The 24758-nt window shown below is 72.3% G+C and carries 22 protein-coding genes; 7 read left to right on the top strand and 15 right to left on the bottom strand.

All coding sequences use genetic code 11. The annotated features are described in order from the left end of the window. The first annotated feature begins 193 nt into the window (after nucleotides 1–193). Complete coding sequence (locus tag JIX56_RS13100; protein ID WP_257540388.1) at nucleotides 194–1027, top strand: class II fructose-bisphosphate aldolase; 834 nt, start codon at nucleotides 194–196, stop codon at nucleotides 1025–1027. 274 nt (nucleotides 1028–1301) lie between these two features. On the opposite strand, the gene JIX56_RS13095 is transcribed toward JIX56_RS13100, so the two are convergent. The 8 genes from JIX56_RS13095 to JIX56_RS13060 form a co-directional block, all read right to left on the bottom strand. Then, a complete protein-coding gene (locus JIX56_RS13095; RefSeq protein WP_257540386.1) occupies nucleotides 1302–2909 on the bottom strand; it encodes an NADase-type glycan-binding domain-containing protein in 1608 nt (535 codons plus the stop codon). Further along, on the bottom strand, nucleotides 2906–3463 hold the full coding sequence (locus JIX56_RS13090; RefSeq protein WP_257540384.1) for a phage tail protein: 558 nt from the start codon (nucleotides 3461–3463) through the stop codon (nucleotides 2906–2908). The genes JIX56_RS13095 and JIX56_RS13090 overlap by 4 nt, the downstream gene beginning before the upstream one ends. Before the next feature lie 112 nt (nucleotides 3464–3575). Continuing rightward, the gene (locus JIX56_RS13085; RefSeq protein WP_257540383.1) at nucleotides 3576–5534 is read right to left on the bottom strand and encodes a putative baseplate assembly protein; all 1959 of its coding nucleotides are present in this window, start codon (nucleotides 5532–5534) and stop codon (nucleotides 3576–3578) included. Further along, the gene (locus tag JIX56_RS13080; RefSeq protein ID WP_257540381.1) at nucleotides 5534–5977 is read right to left on the bottom strand and encodes a GPW/gp25 family protein; all 444 of its coding nucleotides are present in this window, start codon (nucleotides 5975–5977) and stop codon (nucleotides 5534–5536) included. Before JIX56_RS13080 ends, JIX56_RS13085 begins: the two co-directional genes overlap by 1 nt. Before the next feature lie 91 nt (nucleotides 5978–6068). Then, nucleotides 6069–7970: a VgrG-related protein gene (locus tag JIX56_RS13075; RefSeq protein ID WP_257540379.1), complete on the bottom strand. Its 1902-nt coding sequence runs from the start codon at nucleotides 7968–7970 to the stop codon at nucleotides 6069–6071. Further along, nucleotides 7970–8695 (bottom strand): CIS tube protein, encoded by a 726-nt coding sequence (locus JIX56_RS13070; protein WP_257540377.1) that lies wholly within the window; start codon nucleotides 8693–8695, stop codon nucleotides 7970–7972. Before JIX56_RS13070 ends, JIX56_RS13075 begins: the two co-directional genes overlap by 1 nt. A 16-nt stretch (nucleotides 8696–8711) precedes the next feature. Further along, nucleotides 8712–9137: a phage tail protein gene (locus JIX56_RS13065; RefSeq protein WP_257540375.1), complete on the bottom strand. Its 426-nt coding sequence runs from the start codon at nucleotides 9135–9137 to the stop codon at nucleotides 8712–8714. A gap of 78 nt (nucleotides 9138–9215) precedes the next feature. After that, on the bottom strand, nucleotides 9216–10034 hold the full coding sequence (locus tag JIX56_RS13060) for an extensin (RefSeq protein ID WP_257540373.1): 819 nt from the start codon (nucleotides 10032–10034) through the stop codon (nucleotides 9216–9218). A gap of 55 nt (nucleotides 10035–10089) precedes the next feature. Between JIX56_RS13060 and JIX56_RS13055 the strand changes: the two genes are divergently transcribed. From JIX56_RS13055 to JIX56_RS13045, 3 genes are all read left to right on the top strand, one after another. Next, nucleotides 10090–10227 (top strand): hypothetical protein, encoded by a 138-nt coding sequence (locus tag JIX56_RS13055; RefSeq protein ID WP_257540371.1) that lies wholly within the window; start codon nucleotides 10090–10092, stop codon nucleotides 10225–10227. 894 nt (nucleotides 10228–11121) lie between these two features. Then, entirely contained in the window at nucleotides 11122–11787 is a 666-nt protein-coding gene (locus tag JIX56_RS13050; protein WP_257540369.1) for a hypothetical protein, read from the top strand. Nucleotides 11788–12273: 486 nt separating this feature from the next. Further along, nucleotides 12274–13104, top strand: a complete 831-nt coding sequence (locus JIX56_RS13045) for a hypothetical protein (RefSeq protein WP_257540367.1) — start codon at nucleotides 12274–12276, stop codon at nucleotides 13102–13104. Nucleotides 13105–13397: 293 nt separating this feature from the next. On the opposite strand, the gene JIX56_RS13040 is transcribed toward JIX56_RS13045, so the two are convergent. The 4 genes from JIX56_RS13040 to JIX56_RS13025 form a co-directional block, all read right to left on the bottom strand. After that, nucleotides 13398–13556, bottom strand: a complete 159-nt coding sequence (locus tag JIX56_RS13040; protein WP_086750330.1) for a DUF6760 family protein — start codon at nucleotides 13554–13556, stop codon at nucleotides 13398–13400. Continuing rightward, nucleotides 13553–14140, bottom strand: coding sequence for a hypothetical protein (locus JIX56_RS13035; RefSeq protein ID WP_257540365.1), 588 nt, complete (start codon nucleotides 14138–14140; stop codon nucleotides 13553–13555). Before JIX56_RS13035 ends, JIX56_RS13040 begins: the two co-directional genes overlap by 4 nt. Beyond that, a complete protein-coding gene (locus JIX56_RS13030) occupies nucleotides 14140–14583 on the bottom strand; it encodes a phage tail protein (protein ID WP_257540363.1) in 444 nt (147 codons plus the stop codon). The genes JIX56_RS13035 and JIX56_RS13030 overlap by 1 nt, the downstream gene beginning before the upstream one ends. 89 nt (nucleotides 14584–14672) lie before the next feature. Beyond that, entirely contained in the window at nucleotides 14673–16247 is a 1575-nt protein-coding gene (locus JIX56_RS13025; protein WP_257540361.1) for a phage tail sheath subtilisin-like domain-containing protein, read from the bottom strand. 528 nt (nucleotides 16248–16775) lie between these two features. On the opposite strand from JIX56_RS13025, the gene JIX56_RS13020 reads away from it, so the two are divergent. The 3 genes from JIX56_RS13020 (at nucleotide 16776) to JIX56_RS13010 (ending at nucleotide 21139) form a co-directional block, all read left to right on the top strand. After that, nucleotides 16776–18218: a hydrolase gene (locus JIX56_RS13020; protein ID WP_257540360.1), complete on the top strand. Its 1443-nt coding sequence runs from the start codon at nucleotides 16776–16778 to the stop codon at nucleotides 18216–18218. A gap of 96 nt (nucleotides 18219–18314) precedes the next feature. Next, complete coding sequence (locus tag JIX56_RS13015; RefSeq protein WP_257540359.1) at nucleotides 18315–19751, top strand: RICIN domain-containing protein; 1437 nt, start codon at nucleotides 18315–18317, stop codon at nucleotides 19749–19751. Nucleotides 19752–19753: 2 nt separating this feature from the next. Further along, nucleotides 19754–21139 (top strand): RICIN domain-containing protein, encoded by a 1386-nt coding sequence (locus tag JIX56_RS13010; RefSeq protein ID WP_257540357.1) that lies wholly within the window; start codon nucleotides 19754–19756, stop codon nucleotides 21137–21139. Nucleotides 21140–21172: 33 nt separating this feature from the next. Here JIX56_RS13010 and JIX56_RS13005 read toward each other — a convergent pair whose 3' ends face one another. From JIX56_RS13005 to JIX56_RS12995, 3 genes are all read right to left on the bottom strand, one after another. After that, complete coding sequence (locus tag JIX56_RS13005) at nucleotides 21173–23242, bottom strand: ATP-binding protein (protein WP_257540356.1); 2070 nt, start codon at nucleotides 23240–23242, stop codon at nucleotides 21173–21175. After that, nucleotides 23239–23895 (bottom strand): DUF4255 domain-containing protein, encoded by a 657-nt coding sequence (locus JIX56_RS13000; protein WP_257540354.1) that lies wholly within the window; start codon nucleotides 23893–23895, stop codon nucleotides 23239–23241. Before JIX56_RS13000 ends, JIX56_RS13005 begins: the two co-directional genes overlap by 4 nt. 132 nt (nucleotides 23896–24027) lie before the next feature. Continuing rightward, nucleotides 24028–24717 (bottom strand): helix-turn-helix transcriptional regulator, encoded by a 690-nt coding sequence (locus tag JIX56_RS12995; protein WP_443031811.1) that lies wholly within the window; start codon nucleotides 24715–24717, stop codon nucleotides 24028–24030. Nucleotides 24718–24758: the final 41 nt, after the last annotated feature.

Here is a 24758-nt window from a genome sequence, read left to right as displayed (position 1 = left end):
AAGACCGAATTGCCGCTGCTCGGATCTCCGCTGCTCGGATCTCCGCTGCTCGGACTCCGAAGTCCGGAGCACGGACGCCCGGATCTGTTGAGCCCGGATGTGAAGGCTGATGCCTGCTTGAGCATTTTATCGTGCCAAAACGAGCGAATTCGTGCACGGCTGTCTCGGCTGAGGAAAGGCTATTAAGTACCCCATGCCCTTGATCCCCACCGCCCAACTGGTCCGCTCCGCCCGCGCCGACGGCCGCGGCGTCGGCGCGTTCAATGTGATCACACTCGAGCACGCCGAGGCGATCGTCGCGGGCGCCGAGGCTGCCGGGGCACCGGTCATCTGCCAGATCAGCGAAAACGCGGTCCGCTTCCACGGGGGCTCCCTCGGCCCCCTCGCCTCCGCCACGGCCGCCGTGGCGGAGGCCGCCGGCGTTCCGGTCGGCCTGCATCTGGACCACGTCACCGACGAGGCGCTGCTGCGCCGTGCCGGTGACTTCGGCTTCGGCTCGGCGATGTACGACGGCTCGGCACTGCCGCACGACGAGAATGTCGCCGCCACCCGCGCCGCGGCCGACTGGGCCCACAGTCAGGGCCTGTGGCTGGAGGCCGAACTCGGCGAGATCGGCGGCAAGGACGGCGTACACGCTCCCGGAGTCCGTACCGATCCCGACGAAGCGCGCGCTTTCGTGGCCGCCACCGGCGTCGACGCGCTCGCCGTCGCGGTCGGCAACTCCCACGCGATGACGACCCGAACCGCGAAACTCGACCACGAGCTCATCGCCCGGCTCGCGCGCGCCGTCCCGGTCCCGCTGGTCCTGCACGGTTCGACCGGTGTACCCGACGACGAACTCCGCCGAGCGGTCACGGGAGGCATGACGAAGATCAACATCGGTACGGCGCTGAACATCGCCTTCACCGGGGCGATTCGCGACTTCGTCGCCGGGGACACGCACAGCGTCGACCCGCGGGCGTACCTGGCGACTGCCCGCACCCGCATGGCCGAGGCGGTGGAACACCTCCTGCGGGTCCTCGGCTGACGGTGGCCCACTGACAGCGACGGCCGCTGATGCCGAAGGAGCCCGTCACAAGAAGTGCCCGGCCGGGTGCTCCTCCTCCACCACGACGGGCGCCCGCACGGGTAGGGGGTGCTGTCATCGCGGCCGCCGTCACAGTGCGGCGGCCGCGATGTGACGGCGGCGGGTGCGAGCAGCGTCAGGGCGGTGATGCCGTGCGCTCGGCCGCCCGATGTCGCCGCGGGCGCGGAGCCGGCGTTCTGGGTGGAACTCGGGCGGCCGCCTCCCCGTACTCGGCTCAGCTGGTGCCGCTGGAGCGGCCGAAGAACTCGATCTCGGCTATCGCCACCTGCTTCTTGGGGTCCGCGCCGTAGGCGGAGCGGATGGTGAAGCGGACGGTCTGGGCGTCGCCGACGCGGAACTTGCGGCGTTGGGCGCCGGCGGTCTGGTCGAGGGTGAGGATCTTGGTGGAGACGGAGCCGTCGACAGCGGTGATCTTCGCCTCGATGCGGTGGGGGCGGGCCGACTCCGAGCGCTTGTCCGCGTTCTTCGAGACGCCCGGAATGATGACCACGTCCAGCAGCCGGGTCGGCTGCTCGAAGCGGACCTCCAGCCACTCCCCCTCGCCGGACTCCGTGACACCCGGGCCCCACCACGTGTTGCTGTAGGTGTCGAAGGCCAGTTGGGGCTTGTGACCGGGGAACGAGCGGGACGCCTTGAAGGAGTCCGGGACGACCGAGGCGCGCTTGGCGAAGTGGTCGCGGGCCGCCTGGTAGCCGTCGTCGGCCTGGAAGGCGAGGGTGACGATCAGGGTGAGGACGAGGGCTCCGACCACCCAGTTCAGGATGTGGCCGAAGCCGCGGCGCAGGCGGGGGCGGTCGCCCGCCCACGGGGTCTCCGTGTTGCGGCCGTTCAGCATCCGGCGCCACCACGGCAGCCGTCCCGGTGTCTCCGCGCGGCCGGCCATCGGCATCGCACAGCGCGCGCAGAAGTGCCGGTCCGGCCGGGTGGGAGTCGCACACCACGGGCAGGGCACACCGCCCTCCGTGCCGAACTCCGGGCCGGGAGTGCGGACTTGGGGGCGCTGTGCGTCGGGGCGGCCGGGCAGCACGGGTGCGACGGCCGGCTCCGCCGGGGCGCGGGGTTCGGGGTCGGCGACGGGGACCAGGAGGGACCTCGCCCGGTCGGCGGCCGAGGGCGCGGGAGGGGGGTTCCCGTGGGTGGGGAGGGGGGTGGTGGGGGCGGCCGCCGGCAGGCGGTCGGTGTCGGCCTCGTCCTCGTGGCGGGGGCGGGGCGGGGTCGGTTCGGGGGTGGCGGGGGAGACGGGGGCCGCTGTGGACGCGGCTGTCGCCGCCGTCGCCGCTGTCGCCGCTGTCATGGACGCCGGGGGCGGGGTGACGGTCGGCGTTACGGTGCCGGGTGCCGGTGTGGTGCTCCCGGGGTGCCGGGTGTCGGTGGCGGGCGCGTCCGTTCGGACCGCCGTGGCCGCCTCCGGGGTCCGGCTGTGGGCGGCGTCGGCCGCGGTCGCCCCCGGCTGGCCCGTGTCGTGGGCCGTGCGGGCCGTACCCGTGCCGGCGCCCGGGAGGGCGAAGGCGTCCCAGCCCGGCTCGTCACCGGCCGTCGTGCGTCCGGCGGGCGCCGGTACGGGGGCGGGGGGCGCGCCTCCTGTGCGTCCGGCGTCCGCGCGGTCCGGTGCCGTGTCCGTCGTACGTCCGGTGTCCGGGCGGTCGGCGGCGCCGTTCGTCGCGCGGCCCGTGGTGGCCCGGTCCGTGGTCGCCCGGTCCGGCGCGTCGGACCAGCCGAGTACCGCGCCGCAGGCGTCGCAGAAGGACTGGCCGGGCTCCCCGCGGGTTCCGCATTCGGCGCAGCTCTGGGCCTGGCCGGTGCCGGGGGTCTGGCTGGTCATCTCTCGGGGATCCTTTCGGTGGCGGTCACCTGGACCGTGTAGGGCATGTGGGCGGGGCGGGCGGCGGCCACGAGGCTGTCCAGGCGGTGTTCGTCCGCGGGGGTCGGGTCGGGCAGGCGCAGGGTCACGTGGAGGCGGGGGCGGTGTTCGCCGGGGACGGGGCCGAGGGGGCGGGCGTCCCAGGTGGCGGCGCCGCTCTCGGTGATCTCCGGTGTCACGCCGAACACCAGGCGTACGGCCTCGGACAGGCCGCGTCGGGTGCCGCGTACCCGGTGCAGATACGCGGCGGCGGCGACCGCGGCGCGCAGGCGGTCCTCCGGTTCCGTGCCGTCGGTCTCGGCGCCGACCCAGCCGGCCAGCCACTGGGTGAAGTCCAGGGGGGCCAGTGACGGGGTGAAGTAGGAGTCCAGGCAGTCGAGGACGGAGAGGATCGGGGCGAGTACGTCGTCCAGGCCGCCCACGAAGCGTTGGGCGAGGTCGTCGTCGGCGAACACCGCGGGCAGCATCGTGCCGATGGGGGTGGAGGAGCCGAGGCCGTCTATGGAGCCCCTCATGTGTGGATGCCTCTCGCGCCTATGAGCTCGGGGGGATGGGGCGTGTGGCGGGTGCGGCGCCGTCGTGGCTGGTCGCGCAGTTCCCCGCGCCCCTTGCGGGGCTGCGCCCCGATCACGGCTTGTCCCCGATCACTCGGACCCGGTGGTCGAAGGAGAAGACCAGGGAGGGGGGTGAGAGGTCGATGCGGTCGGTGGGGTCGCCTCGTTTGCCGGTGAGGGGGTCGGCGGGGTGGAGCTGGACGTCGTCGACGAGTTCGACGCCGGGGACGCGTTGGAGGACGGCGAAGACCTCGCCGGACTGGACGGGGCGGCCGAAGGGCCAGCCGCGGCCGTCGGCGCCGCCGGTCAGGGGGTCGAGGTGGCGGTAGAGGGCGTCGTGGGCCTGGCGGCGGACCCGGTCGGTGTCCGTGCCCCGGAAGGCGTGCAGCGTGGCGACGACGGTGATGCCCTGGTAGAAGGGCGGGCCCACGGCCAGCCGGGTGCCTATCAGGCGGCGTTCGTCGAGGTGGCGGGTGATGCGGCGCAACAGGGCGTCACCGGGGACGAGTTGTTCGAAGCGGAGGCGGCCGCCGGGGTCCGGGACGGCCTGCGGGACCACCAACACCCGTACCGCGTACGCCCCGTGCTCGCCCTCCTCGCCCTCCAGGCAGGTGATGCGGGCGGTCTCGGGGGCGGCCCGGCGGGCGAGTTCCTCGTAGTCGCGCAGCGTCACCGCGCGTTCCTGGGCGCGCAGTGTGATCGGCGCCCGGAGCTTCGCCTCCTCCACGGTCTCGGCGTCGACCCCGCCGCGCGCGGCCTCGCGGTTGACGACCTCGGAGACGTACGGGACGGAGGTGCGCAGGACGCGTACGGCACCGCGGGCCACGTTTCCGGCCCGGCCGCCTCCCGTGCGGTAGCGCACGGCGCGGATGACGGCGCCCTTGGGGGCGACGGCCCCGTACTGGCGCAGGGTGCCGTCGGGCTCCCGTACCGCCGGGCCGAAGGCGATCTCGCCGGTGGCGGCGTCGAGGGTGATGTGGCGGTCGTACGGGGCGGACCCGGCGAAGGAGGGGACGACCTCCCAGTCGTTCCAGCCGTCGTGCTCGGCGGTCTGGAGCAGTACGGGCGGGGTGTCGCCCACCACCGGGAAGTGGGCGAGGCGCAGCCGCTGCCCGGGCAGGCCGGTGGACTCGCCGAGTGCCTCGTCGTACACGGTCTCGGCGTGGACGACGGTGGTGGTGCCGCCGATGGTGAAGGCCTCGGCGGCGCGGACGGTCGGCGAGGTGGTGTAGAAGGGCTGGCCGGGGAGGGGTTCGGTGACCCGGCAGCGCAGCCAGCCGGCCTCCTGCCCGCCCGTGCGGGACAGGGTGTGCCCGCCGGGCATGTGGAGGACCACCTCACCCGGGCGGTTCAGGCCACCCGTGCCGTCCCGGTCGACCTCGCACTCCGTCCAGCCGTCCTCGGTCCACGCCTCCCAGACCAGCGGGGGCTGCCGCGGGTCCACGCCGACGCCGTCGACCCGGCTGTCCAGCTCCAGCACGACCGCGCAGGTCGGCACGGCGGCGGTCAGCCCGAACAGCATGCAGTCGCCGGGCCGCGGGGACTCGGCGAAGCACATCAGGTCCTTGCCCTCGACGAGGTCGGTCGTCCGGTCGGCGACCGGCTCACCGCCCCGCTGGGTCACCAGATGCCTCAACTCGCAGGGCACGACGGTCAGTTCGCGCTCGGTGGCGAAGACGACCGCCTCCTCGCTCTCGGTGCGCACGGTGGCGACCTCCGTACCCACGGGCAGCAGGACCGGCTCCTCCTGCGGTGCCGACAGCCAGAAGGTCACATCCGTCCGGGCGGCCGACGGCGGGAACAGGGTGATGCCGACCAGGTCCAGGAACGCCAGATGGTTCTTCTCCGGCACCCGGTTGAGCCGGTAGACGATCTGGTCGGCCATGTGGGCGACCGTCTCCACCAGGGTGACGCCGGGGTCGGAGACGTTGTGGTCGGTCCACTCCGGGGCCCGCTGCTGGATGTAGCGCTTGGCGTCGTCGACGAACTGCTGGAAGCGGCGGTCGTCGAGGTTCGGGGAGGGCAGGGCCATCAGCGGTCGCTTTCGGGACGGTCGGAGCCTTCGGAAGCCAGGTCCGGCTCGTCGTGGGAGGGAATGACGTAGAACGGGAAGACCAGGCTGCGCGGGTTGTTGGTGCCGCGGATCGCGTAGCGGACGTCGATGAAGAGGACGCCCTGGTCGGCGCCCGCCGTCACCTCGACGTCGGTCACCTCGATCCGCGGCTCCCAGCGGTCGAGGCTCGCGTACACCTCGTGCTGGATACGGCCGGCGGTGGCCTCGTTGACCGGCGCGAACACCAGGTCGTGGATGGCGCAGCCGAACTCGGGGCGCATCGGCCGCTCACCCGGCGCCGTGGCCAGGACCAGCCGGATGGCCTCCTCGACCTCGCGTTCCCCGCTGACCAGGGCGATGCCCCCGGTGGGCCCGATGCGCAGCGGGAACGCCCAGCCGGATCCGACGAACTGCTCGGCCATCAGCGGGCCACCCCCCTTTCTGGAGTTCCTGACGTGCGTGACGTACTGGAAGTGCTTGAACTGCGTGTTTTCCGGAAGGACTTCCGGGGCGTCACGGGATCGGATACGGCTTCTTGTTGACCGTCACGAGGCCCATGATGTCCACGTTGGCCGCCCGGAGCGCCGCCTGGCCGACCGCGCTGATCTGCACGGTCCCGGCCGCGTTGATCGTCGCGGCACCGGCCGCGTTCATGGAGAGGGCGCCCACCGCGTTGATGTTGACCGCGCCGCCGAGCGACCTCAGGCCGACCATGCCCTGCCCCTGGAGGTTGAGGGGTCCGCCGCTGCGGATGGTCACGGACCTCAGCGCGCTCAGCGTCAGATCGGTCCCGGCCTTCACGGACACCGACGTACCGCCCGTGATGCTGACGGCCCCCTTGCTGTCCACCGTGATCTCGGTCTTCGTCCGGTCGAGGTTGATGATCAGCCGGTCGTTGCCGCTGGCGATGCGTACGCCCTGCTTGCGAAGGCCGGTCTGCTGGCTGAGCAGGTCCACCCGGTTGCCCTCGCGGTCGGACAGGGTGTGCCGGATCGCCTTCTTCTTGACCGGGTCGTGCAGCCACACGTCCTTCACGGGGGTGGGCTTGTCGATGCCGTTGTAGAGGCCACCGATGACGAACGGGTGGTCGAGTGCGCCCCGGTCGAAGGCGACCAGCACCTCGTCGCCGACGTCCAGTGGGAAGATCCCGCCGCCGCCCTTGCCGCCCATCTGCACGGTCCGCGTCCAGTCGCTGACGTACGTGTCGTCGAGCCACGGGAACTGGAGCTTCACCCGTCCCTGCTTCAGCGGATCCTGTACGTCGGTGACCAGCGCGTTGGCCACACTGGGCAGCCGGGGCGCCGCCGTACCGCCGCCGGAGGTCAGGCCGAACAGCGAGCGCCACTGACGGCCGCTGACGGTCACCCACGTCTCGTAGTGGCTGCCGTCGCCGAAGGAGTGCCGTACGGACGTGCAGGTGTACTTGCCCTCGAACGGGGCGCCCACCTCGGTGAGCGTGACCGGCACGCCGGGGCGCAGCTTGGGGTTGCCGCGCACGGTGACCTCCAGCTCGGCGAAGGCGGAGGTGATGTCGTCGGCGAGGGAGGCGGCGGCGTGCGTGACCTCGGTCTGGAGGTCGTACGGCGTGTCGGTCTCGACCAGCTTGGCCGCCTTGAACGCGGCCGCCGCCTTCTGCGGGCTGGTGCCGATGGCGATACCGGGGTTGGCCTTCGCCGGGGTGATCGCGGTGAGCTTCTTCTTCGTCGTCACGTTCCAGCCGCGCGCCTCGACCTTGTCGACCTGGTCGGCGGCGGTGACGGCGGCCCGGCAGCGCAGGATGTCCACACCGGCCTGGAGGACGAAGGGGCTCTTCTCGCCGGGCGTGCTCGTCGGGGGCGCGCCGGACGCCGGCTTCGGCTTGACGAACTGGAACTTCCCCTTGGCGTCCAGCGACATCACCATCTCGTTCTCGTCGGCGAGCCGCGCGAGGAAGTCCCAGTCCGTCACATTGGACTGGGAGATGAAGTCGTAGACCGTCTTGGTGGCCTGCACCTGCCCGACCGGGATGCCGTTCATCCCGGCCAGCTTGCGGGCGATGTCGGCGGCCGTCTGGTTGCGGTACGCCGCCACCCTGCGCACCCGCATCAGCCGGTGGCCCGGGTCGTAGCCGCGTACGACGGTGAAGGTGCCGGTGCCGTCGTAGTCGGTCTCCATGCCGGTGACCTCGCCCGTGAGCAGCGGCGACGCCGCGCCCTGTCCGTCGGCGACCGGGGCGATGACCACCTTGGAGCCGAACCTGACGTTCAGTTTGCCCAGCAGCAGCCCGTGCGGGTCCCGGAAGGTGAGCCGGAACGCGCCGGGCACCCCGGCGCCGAGATCGACCCAGCCGCCGACCAGCAGGTCGGCGTACTCGGTGGGCAGTTTCTTGCCGTCGAGGGTGACGTGGATGACGTTGGAGAAGGACGGCTTCACCATCAGAAACCCACCTCCTCGGCCGCCGGGAGGACGAGTTCGATGCCGGTGGGCAGGTGCGTCGGGTCGTCGATGCCGTTGGCCTCCGCGATCGCCCGCCACGCGGACGCGTTGCCGTACTCGCGCCACGCCAGCGACTGCAGCGAGTCGCCCGCGACGACCCGGTGCACGCTCTGCGCGGTCAGCGCGCCCGACGTCGGGTTCTGTCCCTTCGTCGTACTGGGGATCTCGTGCAGCGACATCCGGCAGGTGGCCCGGATCGGCACACCGGTCGTCCCGAACAGGGAGTACGTGACGTCCACGGAACTGACGTACGCCGTGAAGCGAGCCGTCGAGAACGACCCCCACTGGAACACCACCCAGGGCGGCGACGGCTGCTTCGCGGCGAGGCTCTTGGCCGTCACCTCGCAGCAGGACAACAGGGACTCCACCTTCTTCAACACCGTGTTGCCGCTCGGCTTGTCGGAGGAGTCCAGGAAGATCTCGACGTTCATCTCCCGGGGCTCGGGCCCCATGAACTCCGGCAGCGCGCCGTCGCGCACGGCCGCGCTGACCGTCGTCTTCCACTGGGCGCGCCGGCTCAGCGTCAACTCGGACGGGTTGAACTCGAAGTTGAACGTCTTCATCAGCCCGCCCGGCGTCGTGCTCGTCCCGACCGGCGGCTCGTGAATGGCCAGCGTGGCCCGCACGAGACTCTTGCCCGCGCCGCCCCTGCTTCCCTTCGCCATGTTCTGTCCCCGCCCCTCAGTCCGTGAACCCGTGGTGCGTGATCTCCAGGACCTCGGTCGCCACACTCGGGTTCGCCGGGTCCAGGGACGGCCCCTGCCAGCTCACCGGGAGGACGTCGATCAGCCCCCAGTGCGCCACCTCCGAGCCGTCCGCGCGCAGCGCCGCGATCTGGGCCGTCGGACGCTTCACGCCCGTCGCCACGGACGAGATCCACGCCGCGACCTTCGCCGTGTCCGGCGTCAGCGGCCTCGTCAGCCGGATGTTCGAGAACGTCACACGCGACGGGAGCTGCCAGACGAACCCGTTGTTCCCGCCCTCCTGGCGGTGCTCGATCTCCACCGTCGACGACAGTCCTTCACAGCCGTTGAAGTAGCCGAGGCTCTCGCCGTCGATCGTCAGCGTGAAGAAGATGGTGGAGCCCGGGTCGAGATCGCGGGGCATCGGGGAGGGCCTTTCTACGGACGGGGGTCGGGTGGTGCGGGCCGGCTTCGCCGGGGGCGGAGGGCTGGTGTCGGAGGGTCAGTGGCGGGGGTCGCGGAGCTTGCCGATGCGTTCGCGGTCGAGACGGAGTTCGGTGCGGACGAGGCGGGTGATCCGGCCGATGAGCTTGTGCGTCAGTTCGTCGAGCTGGAAGTCGGTGAGGGCGCGGGGGTCGAACGGGGCCCCGGAGGAGGGGTGGTTGTCCACTGCGGAGTAAGGGGGTGGGGGGTCGGCCGACGCGGTTGCGGAGTAGGGAGGCGGAGGGTCGGCCGACGCGGTGCGGTGAGGTGTGGTGGCCGCGGTCGCCGTTACCGGTGAGACGGCTGTGGTTGTGGTGGCGGCGGTGGGGCGGAGGGGGATCTCTGGGGCTCGCTGGATCGGGGCGGGGGTGGGGGTGGGCGTGGGGAGTGGGGGTGTCGGTGCGTGGGGGGTGACGGGGGCGGGGCTGGGGGCGGTGTTGGTGGCTTGGCGCTGGAGGGCTGTCCTGGCGGGGAGCGCGCTCGGTCGCCGCGGTGCCTGTGGTGTCTGCGGGGGCGTGGTGGGGGCGACGGTGAGGGGGATGGCGGTACGGGAGGGGGGCTTGTCGGCCGTGAGGCGTTGTACGGCGGGGCCGGTGCCCGGGGAGGTGGGCCGACCTGCCGTGCGTGTGGGGCGGCGCAGGGGTACGGCGGGCTGCGGGGCCTGACGCTGGACGGCGGGGGGTGTGGTGGTGGGGGGAAGGGACGAGGTGAGGGCGCGTGTGGGAGTCAGGGGGCGCGCGGGGGTGGAGATGGGCGCGAATGCGGGTGGGGTGAGGGCGCCGGTGGTGGTGGTCGTCGTCGTCGGCGGCGTGGCCTTGGTTGCGGGGGCGCGTTGCACGGCGGGCTTGGGGCCATTGCCTTCGCCTGGGGCGCCGGTGGTTGAGGGGTAGGCCGTGGCTCGCTGTACGGCGGGGGTGCTGGTGGTCGGGCGGGTCAGGGGCACGGCCGGGGGGCGGTGGAATGGCTGGGCCGACGCCGACGCCGACGCCGACGCCGACGCCGACGCCGGTGCGGGAGATGTGGGGGTCTGAGGGAGCGGGGCCGGGGTGCGCTTCGCCGTTCCCTGGTGTGGTGTTGTGGCCCGCTGTACGGGAGGGGGGCCGGCGGGGCGTGCACCGCCGGGTGCGGTGTGCCCGGAGAGGGGCTTCGCGTCTTGGGGCGGGGTGGAGAGGGGGGCGCCGAGCAGGGGGCGCTGACGGGGCGTGGCGGTGCGCTGGATCGGGGGAACCGGGGGGCCCGAGGGGGTGGTCGGGCTGGTGGCCTCGGCGTGGGTGCGGTCGGCCGGGCCCGGGCGTGTGGTCGGTCCGGTCGGCTGAGTGGAGGGGGTCGACGGCGGAGGGGTGGCGGTGACGGTGGGTGAAGGGGCCGGGCTTGGGGGCGCGGGTGTGGCGGTGGGGGTCGGCACGTTGCTGGAGGTCGGTGCGTTCCCGGAGGTCGGTGCGCCGAGGCCTACGCGCCTTGCTCCGCCGGTGGTGCGCCGCTGTACGGGGTGTGTGGCAGCGACGGTGGGTGTGCTCGGCGGGGGCGGCGTGGTGACACGGGTGACGGGGGCAGGCTGGTTCGGCCCGGGTGCAGGCGAGTGCGCGGCGGTGGGCCTCGTGGTCGGGGTGCCTGGGACTGTGGGGTTGCTGGGGCCGGTTGGTGCCGCCGTAGCGCCGCTGGGGGTGGCTGACGCCCTTTGGAGGGTGGCCGGGGCGCCGAGAGGGTTGCTGCCTGATGGGCCGGCGGAGGGCGTGCCTCGGGTGTCGGTGTCGGTGCCGGGTGGCCGGCTGTCGGCCGTGGCCTTTGTGGGGGCGGAACGAGCTGCCCCGTCGGCCGGGTTGGCCACGGATCCGGTGGGGCGAGCCGCAGGGGTCCCGTGGTCCGCCGCCGGGCGCACGGGCGCCGGGCTGCTGGGACTGGTCGGCGCGTTGGGGGAGTGGGTGGTGGGGCCGAAGGTCGTGGCTGCGGTGCTGTCGGGGTTGACCGTCGCGCGTGGGACGTTGACGGCTGTGCTGTCGGGGGTGGCCGATGCCCGTTGGACGTTGGCCGCTGCGCTGCCGGTGGCCGTGCCGCTGGAGTCGGCCGCCGTGCCGCCCGGGGTGGAGACAGTACCCGTGGAGATGGTTGGCGCGCCGCTGCGGTCGGTGGTCGCTCTCTGGACGCCGATCACAGCGTCACCGCTGCTGGTTGACGTGCCGCTCGGGCCATCAGCCGACCTGGCGGCGCCAGCTGTCGCCGTGCCGTTGCCGTTGCCGCTGGTCGCCGCGTCGCGACCGTGCGCCGCTGTGCTGGGGCCGGTCGGCGTTGCGGACGGGCTGGTCGGAGTACCGGCGGACGCGGCTGCCGTACGGCTGGGACCGGTTGCCGCCCGCTGGACGTTGACAGCTCCGCCGGAAGGGCCACCGGTTGCCGTACGTCCGGGGCCGCCCACCATCCTGCTGGTGCCGCTGGTGCCGCTGGTGCCGCTGGTGCCGCTGGTGCCGCTGGTGTCGCTGGTGCTGCTGGTGCTGCTGGTGCTGCTGGTGCTGCTGGTGCTGCTGGTGCTGCTGGTGCCGCTGGTGCCGCTGGTGCCGCTGGTGCCGCTGGTGCCGCTGGTGCCGGAGCCGTAGCCGGTGGTGGTGCCAGAGCCGGAGCTTGTGGCTGCGTCGGCGGTGGTGCTTGTGGGGTTGTGCGACGTGCTGCCGGGGTTGATCGCCGCACGCTGGATGTCGGCCGCCGGGTTACCGGGGCTGGTCGCCCTCGGGCCAGGGCCGCTCGACGCCGCGCCGGGACCGCTCGTCGTACGCGCTGCCTCGCCCGCTGTGTCGCCCTGTCCGGCCATCGACCGCTGGGTGGTGACCGCCGCGTTGCCCGGGCCGGCCGGCGTGGCGCCGGGGCCGCTCGCAGTCCCGCGAGGGCCGCCCGGCGCTCCGGCGGAGCGGGTGTCCGCTGCGCTGGGGTTGGTTGTCGTACGACCGGGTCCGGCCGCCGCCCGTTGGACACCGGCCTCTGCTCGGCCGGGGGACACAGGTGTGCCGCCAGGAGCGGTGGCCGTGCTGGCCGGGCCAGCTGCCGTCCCTGCGGAACGAGTTGCCGTCCCTGCGGAACCAGTTGACATGCCTACGGGGCCAGTGGACGTCCTCGCAGGGCCAGTTGCCGTCCCGGCGGGGTCGGCTGCCGTACGGCCGGAGGTGGTCGTCGCCCGCTGGATGTCGAGCCCCGCGGGCCTGGGGTTGGCCACCGTCTCGCTCGGACCGGTGGCCGTGTCGGTGAAGCCGCTCCCCGAGGCGTCGACGCGACCACTCGCTGCGGTGGGCGCCGTCGCCCCACGCGGGCCGACGGGCGCGCCGACCGGACCCGCACCGGAATCAGCCGGGCCCGCTGCAGCAGATCCGGACGCCGCAGGCGCAGACGCGGTACCGCCCGATGCAGCATGCGCTGACGAGGCACCGCCCGGTTCCGCTTGCCCCGACGAGGCACCTCCCGAACCCGTACGCGCTGCCGGGGCACCGCCCGACGCCCCGGCGACCCCGGACGCCTGCGGCCGTGCCGTCGGCAGTGTCCGGCGCTGGACGGCAGGCGCGGCGGGCACCTTTGTCAGCGGGGTCGGACGGGCGGTGCGGGGCGGTACGGGAGTCACCCGGGGGCCGGTCGGGCGGGACGGCGTGACCCGGTACGGCGCGCGCTGCACCGGCGGGGCGTCACCGCGCGCGTCGGCCGGGGCCGAGGGCTCGTCGGTGTTCGCCACCGGCAGGGTGCGCGAGGGCATTTCGAGGCCGGAGACGGGTGTCGCCGACGTCGTGAGGACGTCCTTGACCAGCCCGCCCGGCGCTCCGGGCAGGACGGCGTGGGACAAGGTCCCGGTGAAGGACGGGTTCTGCCAGGTGCTCAACCGCCCGCTGAACCCGGCGTCCGCGACAACGGCCCGCCCGGCGGTGGCCCGTTGAATCGGAGCAAGCCCCTCCCAGCCACCGACCGAAGCGGCCCCGCCGACCGGAGCAGCGGCACTCACCGCAGCAGCCCCGTCCGCCGAAGCGGCCCCACTCACCGAAGGCGCTCCGGTTCCCGAAGCCGAGCCGGCCGCAGTACCCGAGCCACCCGCGGTACCCGAGCCACCCCCGGTACCCGAGCCAGCCCCAGTACCGGAGCTACCCCCGGCACCCGAGCCACCCCCCTCAACCCCACCCCGGCGCCCCGCCGCCCCGGTGGCACCTCGTAGGCGATCCAAGAACCCCACGTGTCAGCCCTCCGCCCCGCCCCGTGTCACGAGGGACGCGATCTGTTCGGTGTAGCGGCGGCGGTCGTGGTGTTCGAGGTCGAGGATCTCCTCGAAGCTCCAGTGGAAGTGGTAGGCGACGTACGCGATCTCCTCGTGCAGCCGGTCGGTCGCGTACGTCACGATTCCCCCAGGCGGCTCCCGCCGAGTTCGACCTCGAAGGGCTCGGAGCAGTGGGGGCACTCCACGGCGGCACGGGTGTGACCCTCCGCGTTGACCTGCCGGTAGAAGTCCTGCAGGAACGCGAGGTCGGACGCGAACATGTTCTCCACGATCCCGTCGTGGACCATCGGCAGGTTGCCGAGGCGGGTGATGACCCGGCCGAGCAGCACGACCGACAGATACGCCGGGTTCTCCTGGACGCGGACGTCGCGGAGCGGGATCAACTCGTCCCGGGCGGTGGCGAGACGCATCACGCCCTCCCGGTGGACGTTCCCCGCCTCGTCGACATAGCCGCGCGGCAGTTCGAACGGGAACTCCGTCCGCAGCCGCTGCGCCACCGGCGCCACGGCCGGAGCCGGAGCGGGAGAAGGCGCGGAGGCGTGGGCGGGGCCGAAGGCGGAAGCGGCCGCAGCCGATCCGTCCCCCGCGCCCGTACCCGCACCCGCGCCCATGCCCGCCACCGGCTCCGGACCCGCTGCCCCCGGATTCGGGCCCGGTACGTCCACGATCGAGCCCGCGCCCGCCCTGGCAGCCGTGCGTCGCATTACTCGATGACCAGTTCTTCGAAGACGATGGTCACGGTCTCGGTGAGCGCAGACGCCTCGCCCGCCTTGAGGGTGCTCGCGTCGATCTTGCTGCACCAGGCGTTGCGCATGTTGTACCGCTTCACCGGATTGTTCTGGTAATCCATCATGATGATCGACGCGTTCTTACGGGCCGAGCTCATCTGACCGTTGATCGAGTCGTTGATCCACGTGTTGAACGCGGCCGACTGGGTCATACCGCGGACCACGGTGCACTGCCCGTTCTTCTGCACACCGGGCAGAAGGTTGACCTCGGGCCGCCCCTGGGCGGAGTTCTGCTGGTACGTGATGACGTCCTGCTCGAGGCTGAGGCCGCTGACCTCCGCGAGGTACTCGACCATCACCCCGTCGATCTGCAGGCCGAAATTATGTGAAGTAAGAGCGTCACCCGGCGCGAGACTCATCTGTTCTCTGTCCTTCTAGGGTTCTTGAGGATGTGGCGTACGACGGCGTACGAGGGCATACGAGAGCTGGGAGAAAGGGGAGGGACGGCCTACTCCTCCAGCTCCCCGTTGCCGCTGGAGAACTGCGCCAGCCGGAAGATCACGAACTCGGCGGGCTTGACCGGGGCGATACCGATCTCGCAGATGACCCGGCCGAGGTCGACCGACTCCGGCGGGTTGGTCTCCTCGTCGCACTTGACGTAGTACGCCTCCTCGGGACGCTGGCCGAAGAGGGCACCCTGACGCCACTCGTTGACCAGGAACGCGGAGACGTTGCGCCGGATCCGGGCCCACAGCGCGTGGTCGTTCGGCTCGAACACCACCCACTGGGTGCCGATCAGGATCGACTCCTCCAGGTAGTTGAAGTACCGGCGGATGTTGAGGTAGCGCCAGGCCGGGTCGGAGGACATGGTGCGGGCGCCCCAGACGCGGATGCCGCGGCCCGGGAAGGCGCGGATGCAGTTGACGCCGATGGGGTTGAGCAGGTCCTGCTCGCCCCGGGTGATCTGGAGTTCGAGATCCACCGCACCGCGTACGACCTCGTTGGCGGGCGCCTTGTGGACACCGCGCTCGAAGTCGTTACGGGCCCAGACGCCGGCGACGTGGCCGCTCGGCGGGACCACGCGGGACTGGCCGGTGGCCGGGTCGAAGACCTTGACCCAGGGGTAGTAGAGGGCCGCGTACTTGGAGTCGTACCCGGCGGTCTCCTGGCGCCAGACCCGGATCTGACGGGCGTTGAGGCCGGGCGGCGGGTCGATGACGGCGACCCGGTCGCCCATCAGCTCGCAGTGCGCGATCAGACCGAGCTGGACGGCCTTGACCGCCTCCAGGTCGATCGCGCCGCGCTGGTAGGCGGCCATCAGGTCGGGCACGGCGACCATCGAGATCTCGTCCACGGCCTCCAGGCCGCCGAAGCCGGTGCGGTCGGCGGAGTCGCCGAGGTACTGGGCCGGGCCGGGGTGGCCGTCGTCCGTCGCGGCGGGGGCGACCGGGGCGGGAGCAGCGGGGGCCGCCAGTGCCACGGTCTGGTTGTCGGGGCGCGCGAGCTGCGCGGCCGGCGCCGCCTCCTGGACGGTGATGAGCTTGGAGCGCTCCTTGACCTGGGTGACGACGTAGTTGCGGCCGCCCTTCTTGGCGGTCACGTCGAACGTCTCGACGGCCTTGTCGCCGTCCTTGACGATCAGCTTGAACCGCTCGGCCGGGCCCTCGCCCTCGGGGTCGGCGACCTCGACGCTGAGCGAACCGCCCGCGATGGCGGTCACGTTGAAGGTGCCCAGCTGCTTCGGCTCGCCCGGCGGGAGCGCGGCCGGCGCGGCCGAACCCGTCACGGCGGCCGGTCCGCCGGCGGACGAGCCCTGGTCGGAGCCGCCGACCCGGACGACGTACGCGGCGCTGCCGCCGTTGTTGAAGAACCCGTACACCGAGTGCGCGAGGTAGTAGCCGTCGGTGAACTCGCCGAAGGCCGCGACGTACTGGGACCAGTTGGTCACCAGGGTCGGCTCGTTCAGCGGACCGGTCGGGGCCAGGCCGACGAAGGCGGCCACCGAGGTGCCCACACCCTCGATGGGACGCGAGCCGCTGGCCACCTCCTCGACGTAGACGCCGGGCGACAGGTAGGACGGCATGCTCTGCTCTCCTTGGGGTACGAGACAGGTCGCCTCTCACCCTCACGCGCGAAGCGCGTTCCCTGAAACGTCCTCGGGGGCCTGGTCGGGGGCAGTCCCGTTGCCCGCAGGGGCAAACCGCCGGGTTGCCCTCGACGCTGCCGCCGCGAACCTTCCGCCGGGGCGGCGCTATCGCAATGCCTCCACGCACCAGCTGCCGGCAACTCCAGCGTCTGGCGGGCAACGCGGCCGTGAGCCGCGCCGTGGAGGAGGGGCGTCACGAGCACGACGCGAACTGCGGGCACGCGGCCGCCGCCGACAGCGCCTCCGTCCAACGCCCACGGGTGATGGGCGCGGCGGTCCCGGCGCCGCGAGCCGAATGCCGGTTCTGGTGCCGCGGGCCGAATAGCGGTTCTGGTGCCGCGAGCCGAATGGCGGTTCTTCCGGAGAGCGAGCACGCCCAAGCGGGTCGGGCGGGGGGCCGTCAGGGCACCCGGTGGTGCCCCCGCGACTCCTGACTCCCGTCGGCCGCCCGCCTAGCGTGGCCGTGTGAGCCTGTGGACTTCCCTCGAACCCGCCTCCGCGACTGTGGACCCGGGGAGCAGTACGACCGTGCGGCTGCGTTTGCGCAACACGGGTGACGTGGTCGACGAGTACCGCTTCGAGCCGGTCGGTGACATCGCGCCGTGGACGATCGTGGAGCCGCAGACGCTGCGGTTGTACCCGGGGACGACGGGGTCGGTGGACCTGACGTTCGCGCCGCCGCGCACCCCGGACGCGACGGCGGGTCCGAACGCGTACGCGGTGCGGATCACGCCGACCGAGCATCCGGAGGCGACGACCGTTCCCGAGGGGAACCTGACGATCACGCCGTTCACGGAGGTGCGGGCGGAGCTGGTGCCGCCGACCGTGAAGGGGCGGTTCCGGGGGCGGCCCAAGCTCGCCGTGGACAACCTCGGCAACACGAAGGTGACCGCGTCGGTCAGCGGCAGTGACAACGGCGATCAGCTGTCGTACGACATCCATCCGAGCAACGTGCAGATCGAGCCCGGTCGTGCCGCGTTCGTGAAGGGCACGTTGAAGCCGCGGCAGATCATCTGGTTCGGGTCCAAGGAGGAGCGGCCGTACACCTTCGCGGTGAAGCGGTCGGGGGTCACGCCGCTGGATGTCGAGGGCACGTATGTGCAGCGGAGCTTCCTGCCGGGCTGGCTCGCCACCTGTCTCGGGATCTTCCTGGCGCTGGCGATCACCTTCCTGACGCTGTGGTTCGCGTACCAGCCCCGGGTCACCAGCGCCGCCACGGAACTCCAGGAGACGGCCGTCAGCACGCTGCCGCCCAGCCCCTCGGCGCCGGCGTCGGCTCCACCTCCGCCGCCCGCTCCCTCCGCTCCTCCCGCCAGCTCGGCACCCCCACAGGTGACGGAGACGGAGAGCGACGGCGGAAGCGGCGGTGGCGGCGGGTCCGGCGGAGGCTCCGAGGAGAAGAAGAAGCCCGCGCCCACGGCCGCGACCGCCGTGCGCCAGCTGGCTGCGGCCGACCCGGGCGGCAGGCACATCTGCTACCGCGCCTTTGTGAGGGGCAAGGGCTGGACGGCCCCGGAGTGCGACGGCGACACCGCCGGCACGGTGGGCCAGAGCAGGCCGCTCACGGCCCTCAACATCGCGGTGTCCGGGGTCAACGGCACGGCCAGCGCCGCCTTCGTCCACAACCTCGACTCGACCAACGGACAGGGCCACTACGTGGAGCCCTGGGCGGCCGCGCTCGACGGCTTCGACAACTACGTCGGGGACAGCAAGAAGGACGCCCCGGCCATGCTGGGCTTCACCATCAACGTCGACGAGGGCGGCAAAGGGGTCTGCCAGTCGGTCCACCAGAAGGACCGGGGCTGGCAGAACCTGGCCTGCGACAAGCCCAACGAGGGAGACCACTTCATCTTCGGCGGCACCCTCGACAACGGAGTCTGGCTCGAAGCCGTCAAGTTCACTGTGTGACAAGGGACTTCGTGGACGGCCCCGATGACCGTCGGGGCAGCCGTGCCTGCCCCGACGGCTCCTGACCGGACGCCGTCCGCCCCGTAGCGTCCCTCTGTGAGCCTTTGGACTTCTCTGGAACCCGCGTCGGCCACGGTCGATCCCGGTGGCAGTACGACGGTGCGGCTGCGTTTGCGCAACACGGGTGACGTGGTCGACGAGTACCGCTTCGAGCCGGTCGGTGACATCGCGCCCTGGACGATCGTGGAGCCGCAGACGCTCCGGTTGTACCCGGGGACGACCGGGTCGGTGGACCTGACGTTCGCGCCGCCGCGCACCCCGGACGCGACGGCGGGTCCGAACGCCTACGCGGTGCGGATCACGCCGACCGAGCATCCGGAGGCGACGACCGTTCCCGAGGGGAACCTGACGATCACGCCGTTCACGGAGGTGCGGGCGGAACTCGTCCCGCCGACCGTGAAGGGGCGGTTCCGGGGACGGCCCAAGCTCGCCGTGGACAACCTCGGCAACACGAAGGTGACCGCGTCGGTCAGCGGCAGTGACAACGGCGATCAACTGTCGTACGACATCCATCCGAGCAACGTGCAGATCGAGCCCGGTCGTGCCGCGTTCGTGAAGGGCACGCTGAAGCCGCGGCAGATCATCTGGTTCGGGTCCAAGGAGGAGCGGCCGTACACCTTCGCGGTGAAGCGGTCGGGGGTCACGCCGCTGGATGTCGAGGGCACCTATGTGCAGCGGAGCTTCCTGCCGGGCTGGCTCGCCACCTGCCTCGGCGTCTTGCTGGCGCTGGCGATCACGTTCCTGACGTTGTGGTTCGCGTACCAGCCCCGGGTCACCAGCGCCGCCACGGAACTCCAGGAGACGGTCGTCAGCACGCTGCCGCCCAGCCCCTCGCCGTCACTGGAGGTGCCGCCCTCGGATCCGCCCGCCGAGTCGGCCCAGCCGACGGCCTCACCGACGACGGAGCCGGAGAGCGACGGTGGCGGCGGCGACGGTGGCGGCGGGTCCGGCGGTGGGTCCGGGGAGCAGCAGAAAAAGAAGAAACCGAGTGTGCTGCCCGCCTACGACATCATGCTGCTGAACCCGACCACCAAGCGGTGCGTCGTCCCCCCGGGGAGCGACGACAGCCAGAAGGAAGGCACGGTGGGGCAGCTCACCTGCGACGAGGGCAGCGGCAGACAGCGGTGGAACCTGGAGGTGAAGTACCAGAAGCAGGGCCCCGGCGGCTCCGCTCTCTTCCAGATCCGCAACGTCGAGACCCAGCGCTGCGTCGACCTGGGGGACTACGGCTCCAAACCCATCACGTCGCCGATCCTGGAGTTCACCTGCGACGGAACCACCGCCGACAACCAACTGTGGTGGCTCGACAAGCAGGACAGCGGAAACTACTGGATCCGTAACTACGCCAGCAACAACGAGTGCCTGGACGTCGCCGGTTACAGCACCGGCGGCCAGGGGACCAACCTCACGCTCTTCACCTGCTCCAACACCGATGACCAGGAGTGGAAGATCGTCCACCCCTCAAAGGACTGATCGTGAGCCTGTGGACCTCTCTCGAACCCGCCTCCGCGACCGTGGACCCGGGGAGCAGTACGACCGTACGGCTGCGGCTGCGCAACACCGGTGACGTCGTCGACGAGTACCGCTTCGAGCCGGTCGGTGACATCGCGCCCTGGACCACCGTGGAGCCGCAGACCCTGCGGCTGTACCCGGGCACGACGGGGACGGTGGAGCTGACGTTCGCGCCGCCCCGCACCCCGGACGCGACGGCCGGCCCGAACCCGTACGCGATACGCATCACGCCGACCGAGCACCCGGAGGCGACCACCGTTCCCGAGGGGAACCTGACGATCACGCCGTTCACGGAGGTACGGGCGGAACTCGTCCCGCCGACCGTGAAGGGCCGCTTCCGGGGGCGGCCGAAACTGGCCGTCGACAACCTCGGCAACACCCGGCTCACCGCCGCCGTCAGCGGCAGCGACAACGGCGACCAGCTGTCGTACGACATCCATCCGAGCAACGTGCAGATCGAGCCGGGGCGCGCGGCGTTCGTGAAGGCCACGCTGAAGCCGCGGCAGATCATCTGGTTCGGGTCCAAGGAGGAGAGACCGTACGCGCTCGCCGTCCAACGGGCGGGCGTCGCACCGCAGTCCGTGGACGGCACCTATGTGCAGCGGAGCTTCCTGCCCGGCTGGCTCGCCACCTGTCTCGGGATCTTCCTGGCGCTGGCGATCACGTTCCTGACGCTGTGGTTCGCGTACCAGCCCCGGGTCACCAGCGCCGCCACAGAGCTGAGGGAAGCCGGTACGAAGGTCGAGCCGAGCGCCAGCCCGTCCGCGATGGCCCCGGCGCCCAGCGTCTCCGCGGCGCCGCTGCCCTCGGAGACGCCCGAGGCACCGAAGCAGGAGGAGCAGCCCGAGGACTCCGGTTCGGATTCGGGTGCGGACTCGGATGCGGACTCGGGGTCGGACTCCGGGTCGGAGAAGGAACCGGACACGGAGGCCACGACCAGGAAACCGGCGGCCGCCAAGGGATCCCTGATCATCGGTCGGGGCTCGAACCGCTGTATCGACGTCAAGGCCGGGGCGGACGGCGAGGGCAAGGACGGCACCCCGCTGTGGATCTGGGACTGCCTCGGCGGCGCCAACCAGAAGTGGGACTTCCGGGGCGACGGCACCGTGCGCTCCCTCGGCCATTGCATGGACGTCGCCTGGGGCTCCCGGGACGACGGCGCCGTCATCCAGCTGGCCAGGTGCAGCGGCAACCCCGCCCAGCAGTTCGTGTTCACCGTCGAGGGCGACCTGGTCAATCCGCAGGCCGACAAGTGCGTCGACGTCAAGGACAACGGCACCGGGAACGGCGCCAGGCTCCAGCTGTGGACGTGCGCGGGCACACCCAACCAGAAGTGGCGCGTGGAGTGACACCGGTGGGGGCCGCCACCACGGAGGCCCCCGCTACCAGTTGCCCTCGCCCGGCACCAGCCGGCCGGCCTTGCGGTACTCGCGCTCCGCGCCCTCCCGCAGGTCGGCCGTGGTGACCGGCCCGGCGCGCCCCGCCGCCGCGTAGGCGGCGGTGACGACCGCGCTGCGGATCGAACCGCCGGCCAGCTCGAAGTCGCGGGCGACCTCTGCCGGGTCGATGTCGTCGGCGCGGGGCACCGCGGCGAGGCTGTGCCGCCACAGGGCCAGCCGCTGGGCGGTGTCCGGGAACGGGAAGTCGACCACCAGGTCGAGCCGCCGGGTGAACGCCTCGTCGATGTTGGCCCGCAGATTGGTGGTCAGCAGGGCGATACCGTCGAAGGACTCGAGCCGCTGGAGCAGATAGGCGCTCTCCATGTTGGCGTACTTGTCGTGGGAGTCCTTCACCTCCGAGCGCTTGCCGAAGACGGCGTCCGCCTCGTCGAAGAGCAGCACGGCGTCGGTGCGGTCGGCCTCGGTGAAGATCCGCTCCAGGTTCTTCTCCGTCTCGCCGACGTACTTGTCGACGATCGAGGAGAGCTGCACGACATAGAGGTCCAGGCCGAGTTCGGCGGCCACGACCTCCGCCGACAGCGTCTTGCCCGTGCCCGACTCGCCCGCGAAGAGCCCGAGGACACCGCGGCCCCGGCCGCCCCCGGCGCTCAGCCGCCAGTCGCCGAGCACCCGGTCGCGATGACGGGCGCGCAGGGCGAGTTCCCGCAGCTGGGCGAGGGGCTTGTCCGGCAGGACCAGGTCGTTCCAGCCGACGTCGGGGCGGATCCGGCGGGCGTGCCGCTCCAGCCCCGACGCGGACTGCAGCCGCGCCGCGAGCCGCAGATGGGCGGCGGTCACCTCGGTGCCGTCGAACGCCGCGAGGTCCACGGCCGCCCGGGCCGCCCGCTCGATCCGGTCACCGCCGAGCCGGTACGGGGCGACCGTGGCCGCCAGGTCGAACCCCGGCCCGTCCGCCCCCGCGCCGAGCGCGGCCGACCAGGCGTCCACCGCGCCCGTCGGCGGCCGGGGCACGTCCAGGACCAGCGGATCACGGTCGCACCACAGCGGGTCGTACGGCTGCGCCCCCACGCACAGCACGGACACGTCGGCCGTCGTCAACGCCCGGAAGAGCGGCCCCGGCCGCTCCGGCAACGGCGACACCACGATCGCGCAGCCACGCAGCCGGGCCTCGCGCAGCAGCCCGGGGAGGAGCACCGTGAGCTCCGCCTCGCCCGCCGGGGGCGTGAAGTGCAGGGCCGCCACACCCGCCGTACGCAGGGCGGCCGCGGCACGCATCAGCCCGTCGCCCTCGCGGTGCTCCCGCAGATGGACGGTGACCGGGGCGGCGGCCAGCCGGGCGGCCAGCCTGGCGGTGAACCCGCCGTCCTCCGCCGACGAGGACGACGCCGGGGAGGCCGGTGACGCCGGTGACGACGGCGACGCGAGCGGACGGACATGGCCGACGAGCGCCGCGTCCAGCGTGTCGTCGCCGAGCAGATGCGCGACCAGCCGGTCCGGCACCCGCAACGCCCGGCTGAGGAAGGGCCGCTCGGGATCCTCGACCGTCAGCAGCCCGAGCGCGCTCAGCGGCGCCGAGGGACGGAACCGGGCCCGCGCCTGAGCGAGATGCACGGGCAGCCCGCACAGATCCAGCGCCAGCCCGACGGTGGCCCGGCGCCTGCTCACGTCGTCGTTCAGATACCCGTACAGCGGCTCGTAGGAGCGGTCCAGGTCGGGCGCGAGGGCGATGAGCAGGATCCGCACGTCCAGCTCGGTGAGCCCGAGCCGCCCCGCGAGCCGCTCCAGCGGACCGTCCGGGGCCGCCTCCGCGAATCCGTCGCCGTCCTCGAACACGGGGGCGTACGACCCCGCCGAGGGCCCCAGCAGATGCCGTACGGCCTCCTCGGACACGTACAGCCCGCGCAGCGGGTCACCCGCCGTCGGGTCACCGGCACCGCGCTCGGACACCAGCTCGGCGACGCGGTCACGCAGTCGGGCGAGCCGGAGGAGGAGCGCGTCGGTGGTGGGGGAGGCGGGGGCCGCCGGGGAGTCGTGGGAGGCGTGCGTGGTCACGGCTTCGGCTCTCCCGGGTTCGGCGCGGACGCCAGATGCCGTGGCAGATGCGCGCGTTCCTCCGAACCCGCGACGGAGCCGTCCATGCCGCGTACGCGGATGGCCGCGCCCTCGGTGACCGGGGGACCGGCGTCGTACTCGGGGAAGGCCGGGAAGGGGGCGGTGACCACGAGGTCGAGGGACGGCTTGAGTTCACCGCCGAGTGCGGACCAGATCTCGGCCAGGGACCGGGACTCGGTGTGCAGCCCCGCCACCGTGAGCGGCACGGACAGGCCCAACGCGCCGAGTGCGCCCGGGAGTTCGTCGGGGTGCAGCAGCTCGTGGGGCAGCAGGGTGGCCAGCACCGCGGAGAGCAGCCGGTGTTCGTCCTGGGGCTGTTTGGTCCAGGCGGTGACCAGGTACGACAGCCGGAACCAGCGGGGCGGCTGACGGCGGCGCACGACGATGTCGCGCTCGTTACGGACCGGCATGTGGCCGCGCTGGCGGCGGGAGACGTCCTCGCGGATGTCGTACAGATACGTGTTGATGGTGGGCGCGTTGCGCCGGGCCGCCCAGTCGCGGGTCGGGGCCTCGAAGGAGACGTCGATGCCGGAGCCGGCCAGGGCACCACCGCCGATCAGTCCCTTGAGGACGTCGTCCACCTCGTGGATCACGGTCGTGCTCCTGCTGTGTCGTGTGCCTGTCCGCCGATCGTGCCCTGTGCGGGGCCGCCCTTGAAGGCACACCGGGGACGTCGAGGGGGCACGATGTGGTGCCCAACCGGCCCGGTGCGTCTGCCCGTTCGATCAGATGTAGCCTTCCCGGAGGGCATAGGCCACCGCGTGCGCCCGGTTGCGCAGATGCAGCCGGGTGGTGAGCCCGTGCATCACGTTCTTGACGGTGCGTTCGGAGTAGGAGAGCTTGCTCGCGATCTCACCGGTGTCCATCCCCTCGGCGACGAGCCGGAGGACGTCGATCTCACGCGCCACCAGGCCGGACAGCGGAGCCCCGGGCCGGCCGGCCACGGAACGCTGCAACGTACCCACCTGGTTGATCAGTCGGCCGAGCAGATCGGCCGGCAGGTCGCCGTCCCCGCGGGAGGCCGCGAACACGGCCTGCGACAGACGGTGCGCGGTGGCCTCGTGGCGCCACACGATGGCCCCGACCCCGCACTCGATGACATCGAGCAGCTCGGTCTCGCGGATCAGGCTCACCACCAGGACGGCCCTCGCCCCCTCGCTGCGCACCAGCCGGCGCAGCGTGGAGAGCAGCGACTCGTCCGGTGTCTCACCGACCAGCACGGCCACCGTGCCCGGCCGTACCTCGGCGTCGTCCACCAGGTCGATCACCGGGTGCCCGCGCAGCTGGCTGAGCACTCCGGCGCGGGAGAGCGGGTCGGGGGTGTGGACCACGACCGGGATACGGCGCTGGGACTCCTGGGGCTCCGCCGTGCCGGTGGCCGTGGCCGTGTCCGTCGTGCGGAATGTGCTGCGCAACCGTTTCTCCCGTATACACGAAATCGCCACTCCTGTGAAGG

Source organism: Streptomyces sp. CA-210063 (assembly GCF_024612015.1).
Taxonomy (GTDB): domain Bacteria; phylum Actinomycetota; class Actinomycetes; order Streptomycetales; family Streptomycetaceae; genus Streptomyces.
The sequence above is the reverse complement of the archived record's forward strand: the minus strand, read 5'-3'. Positions and strand labels throughout refer to the sequence as shown.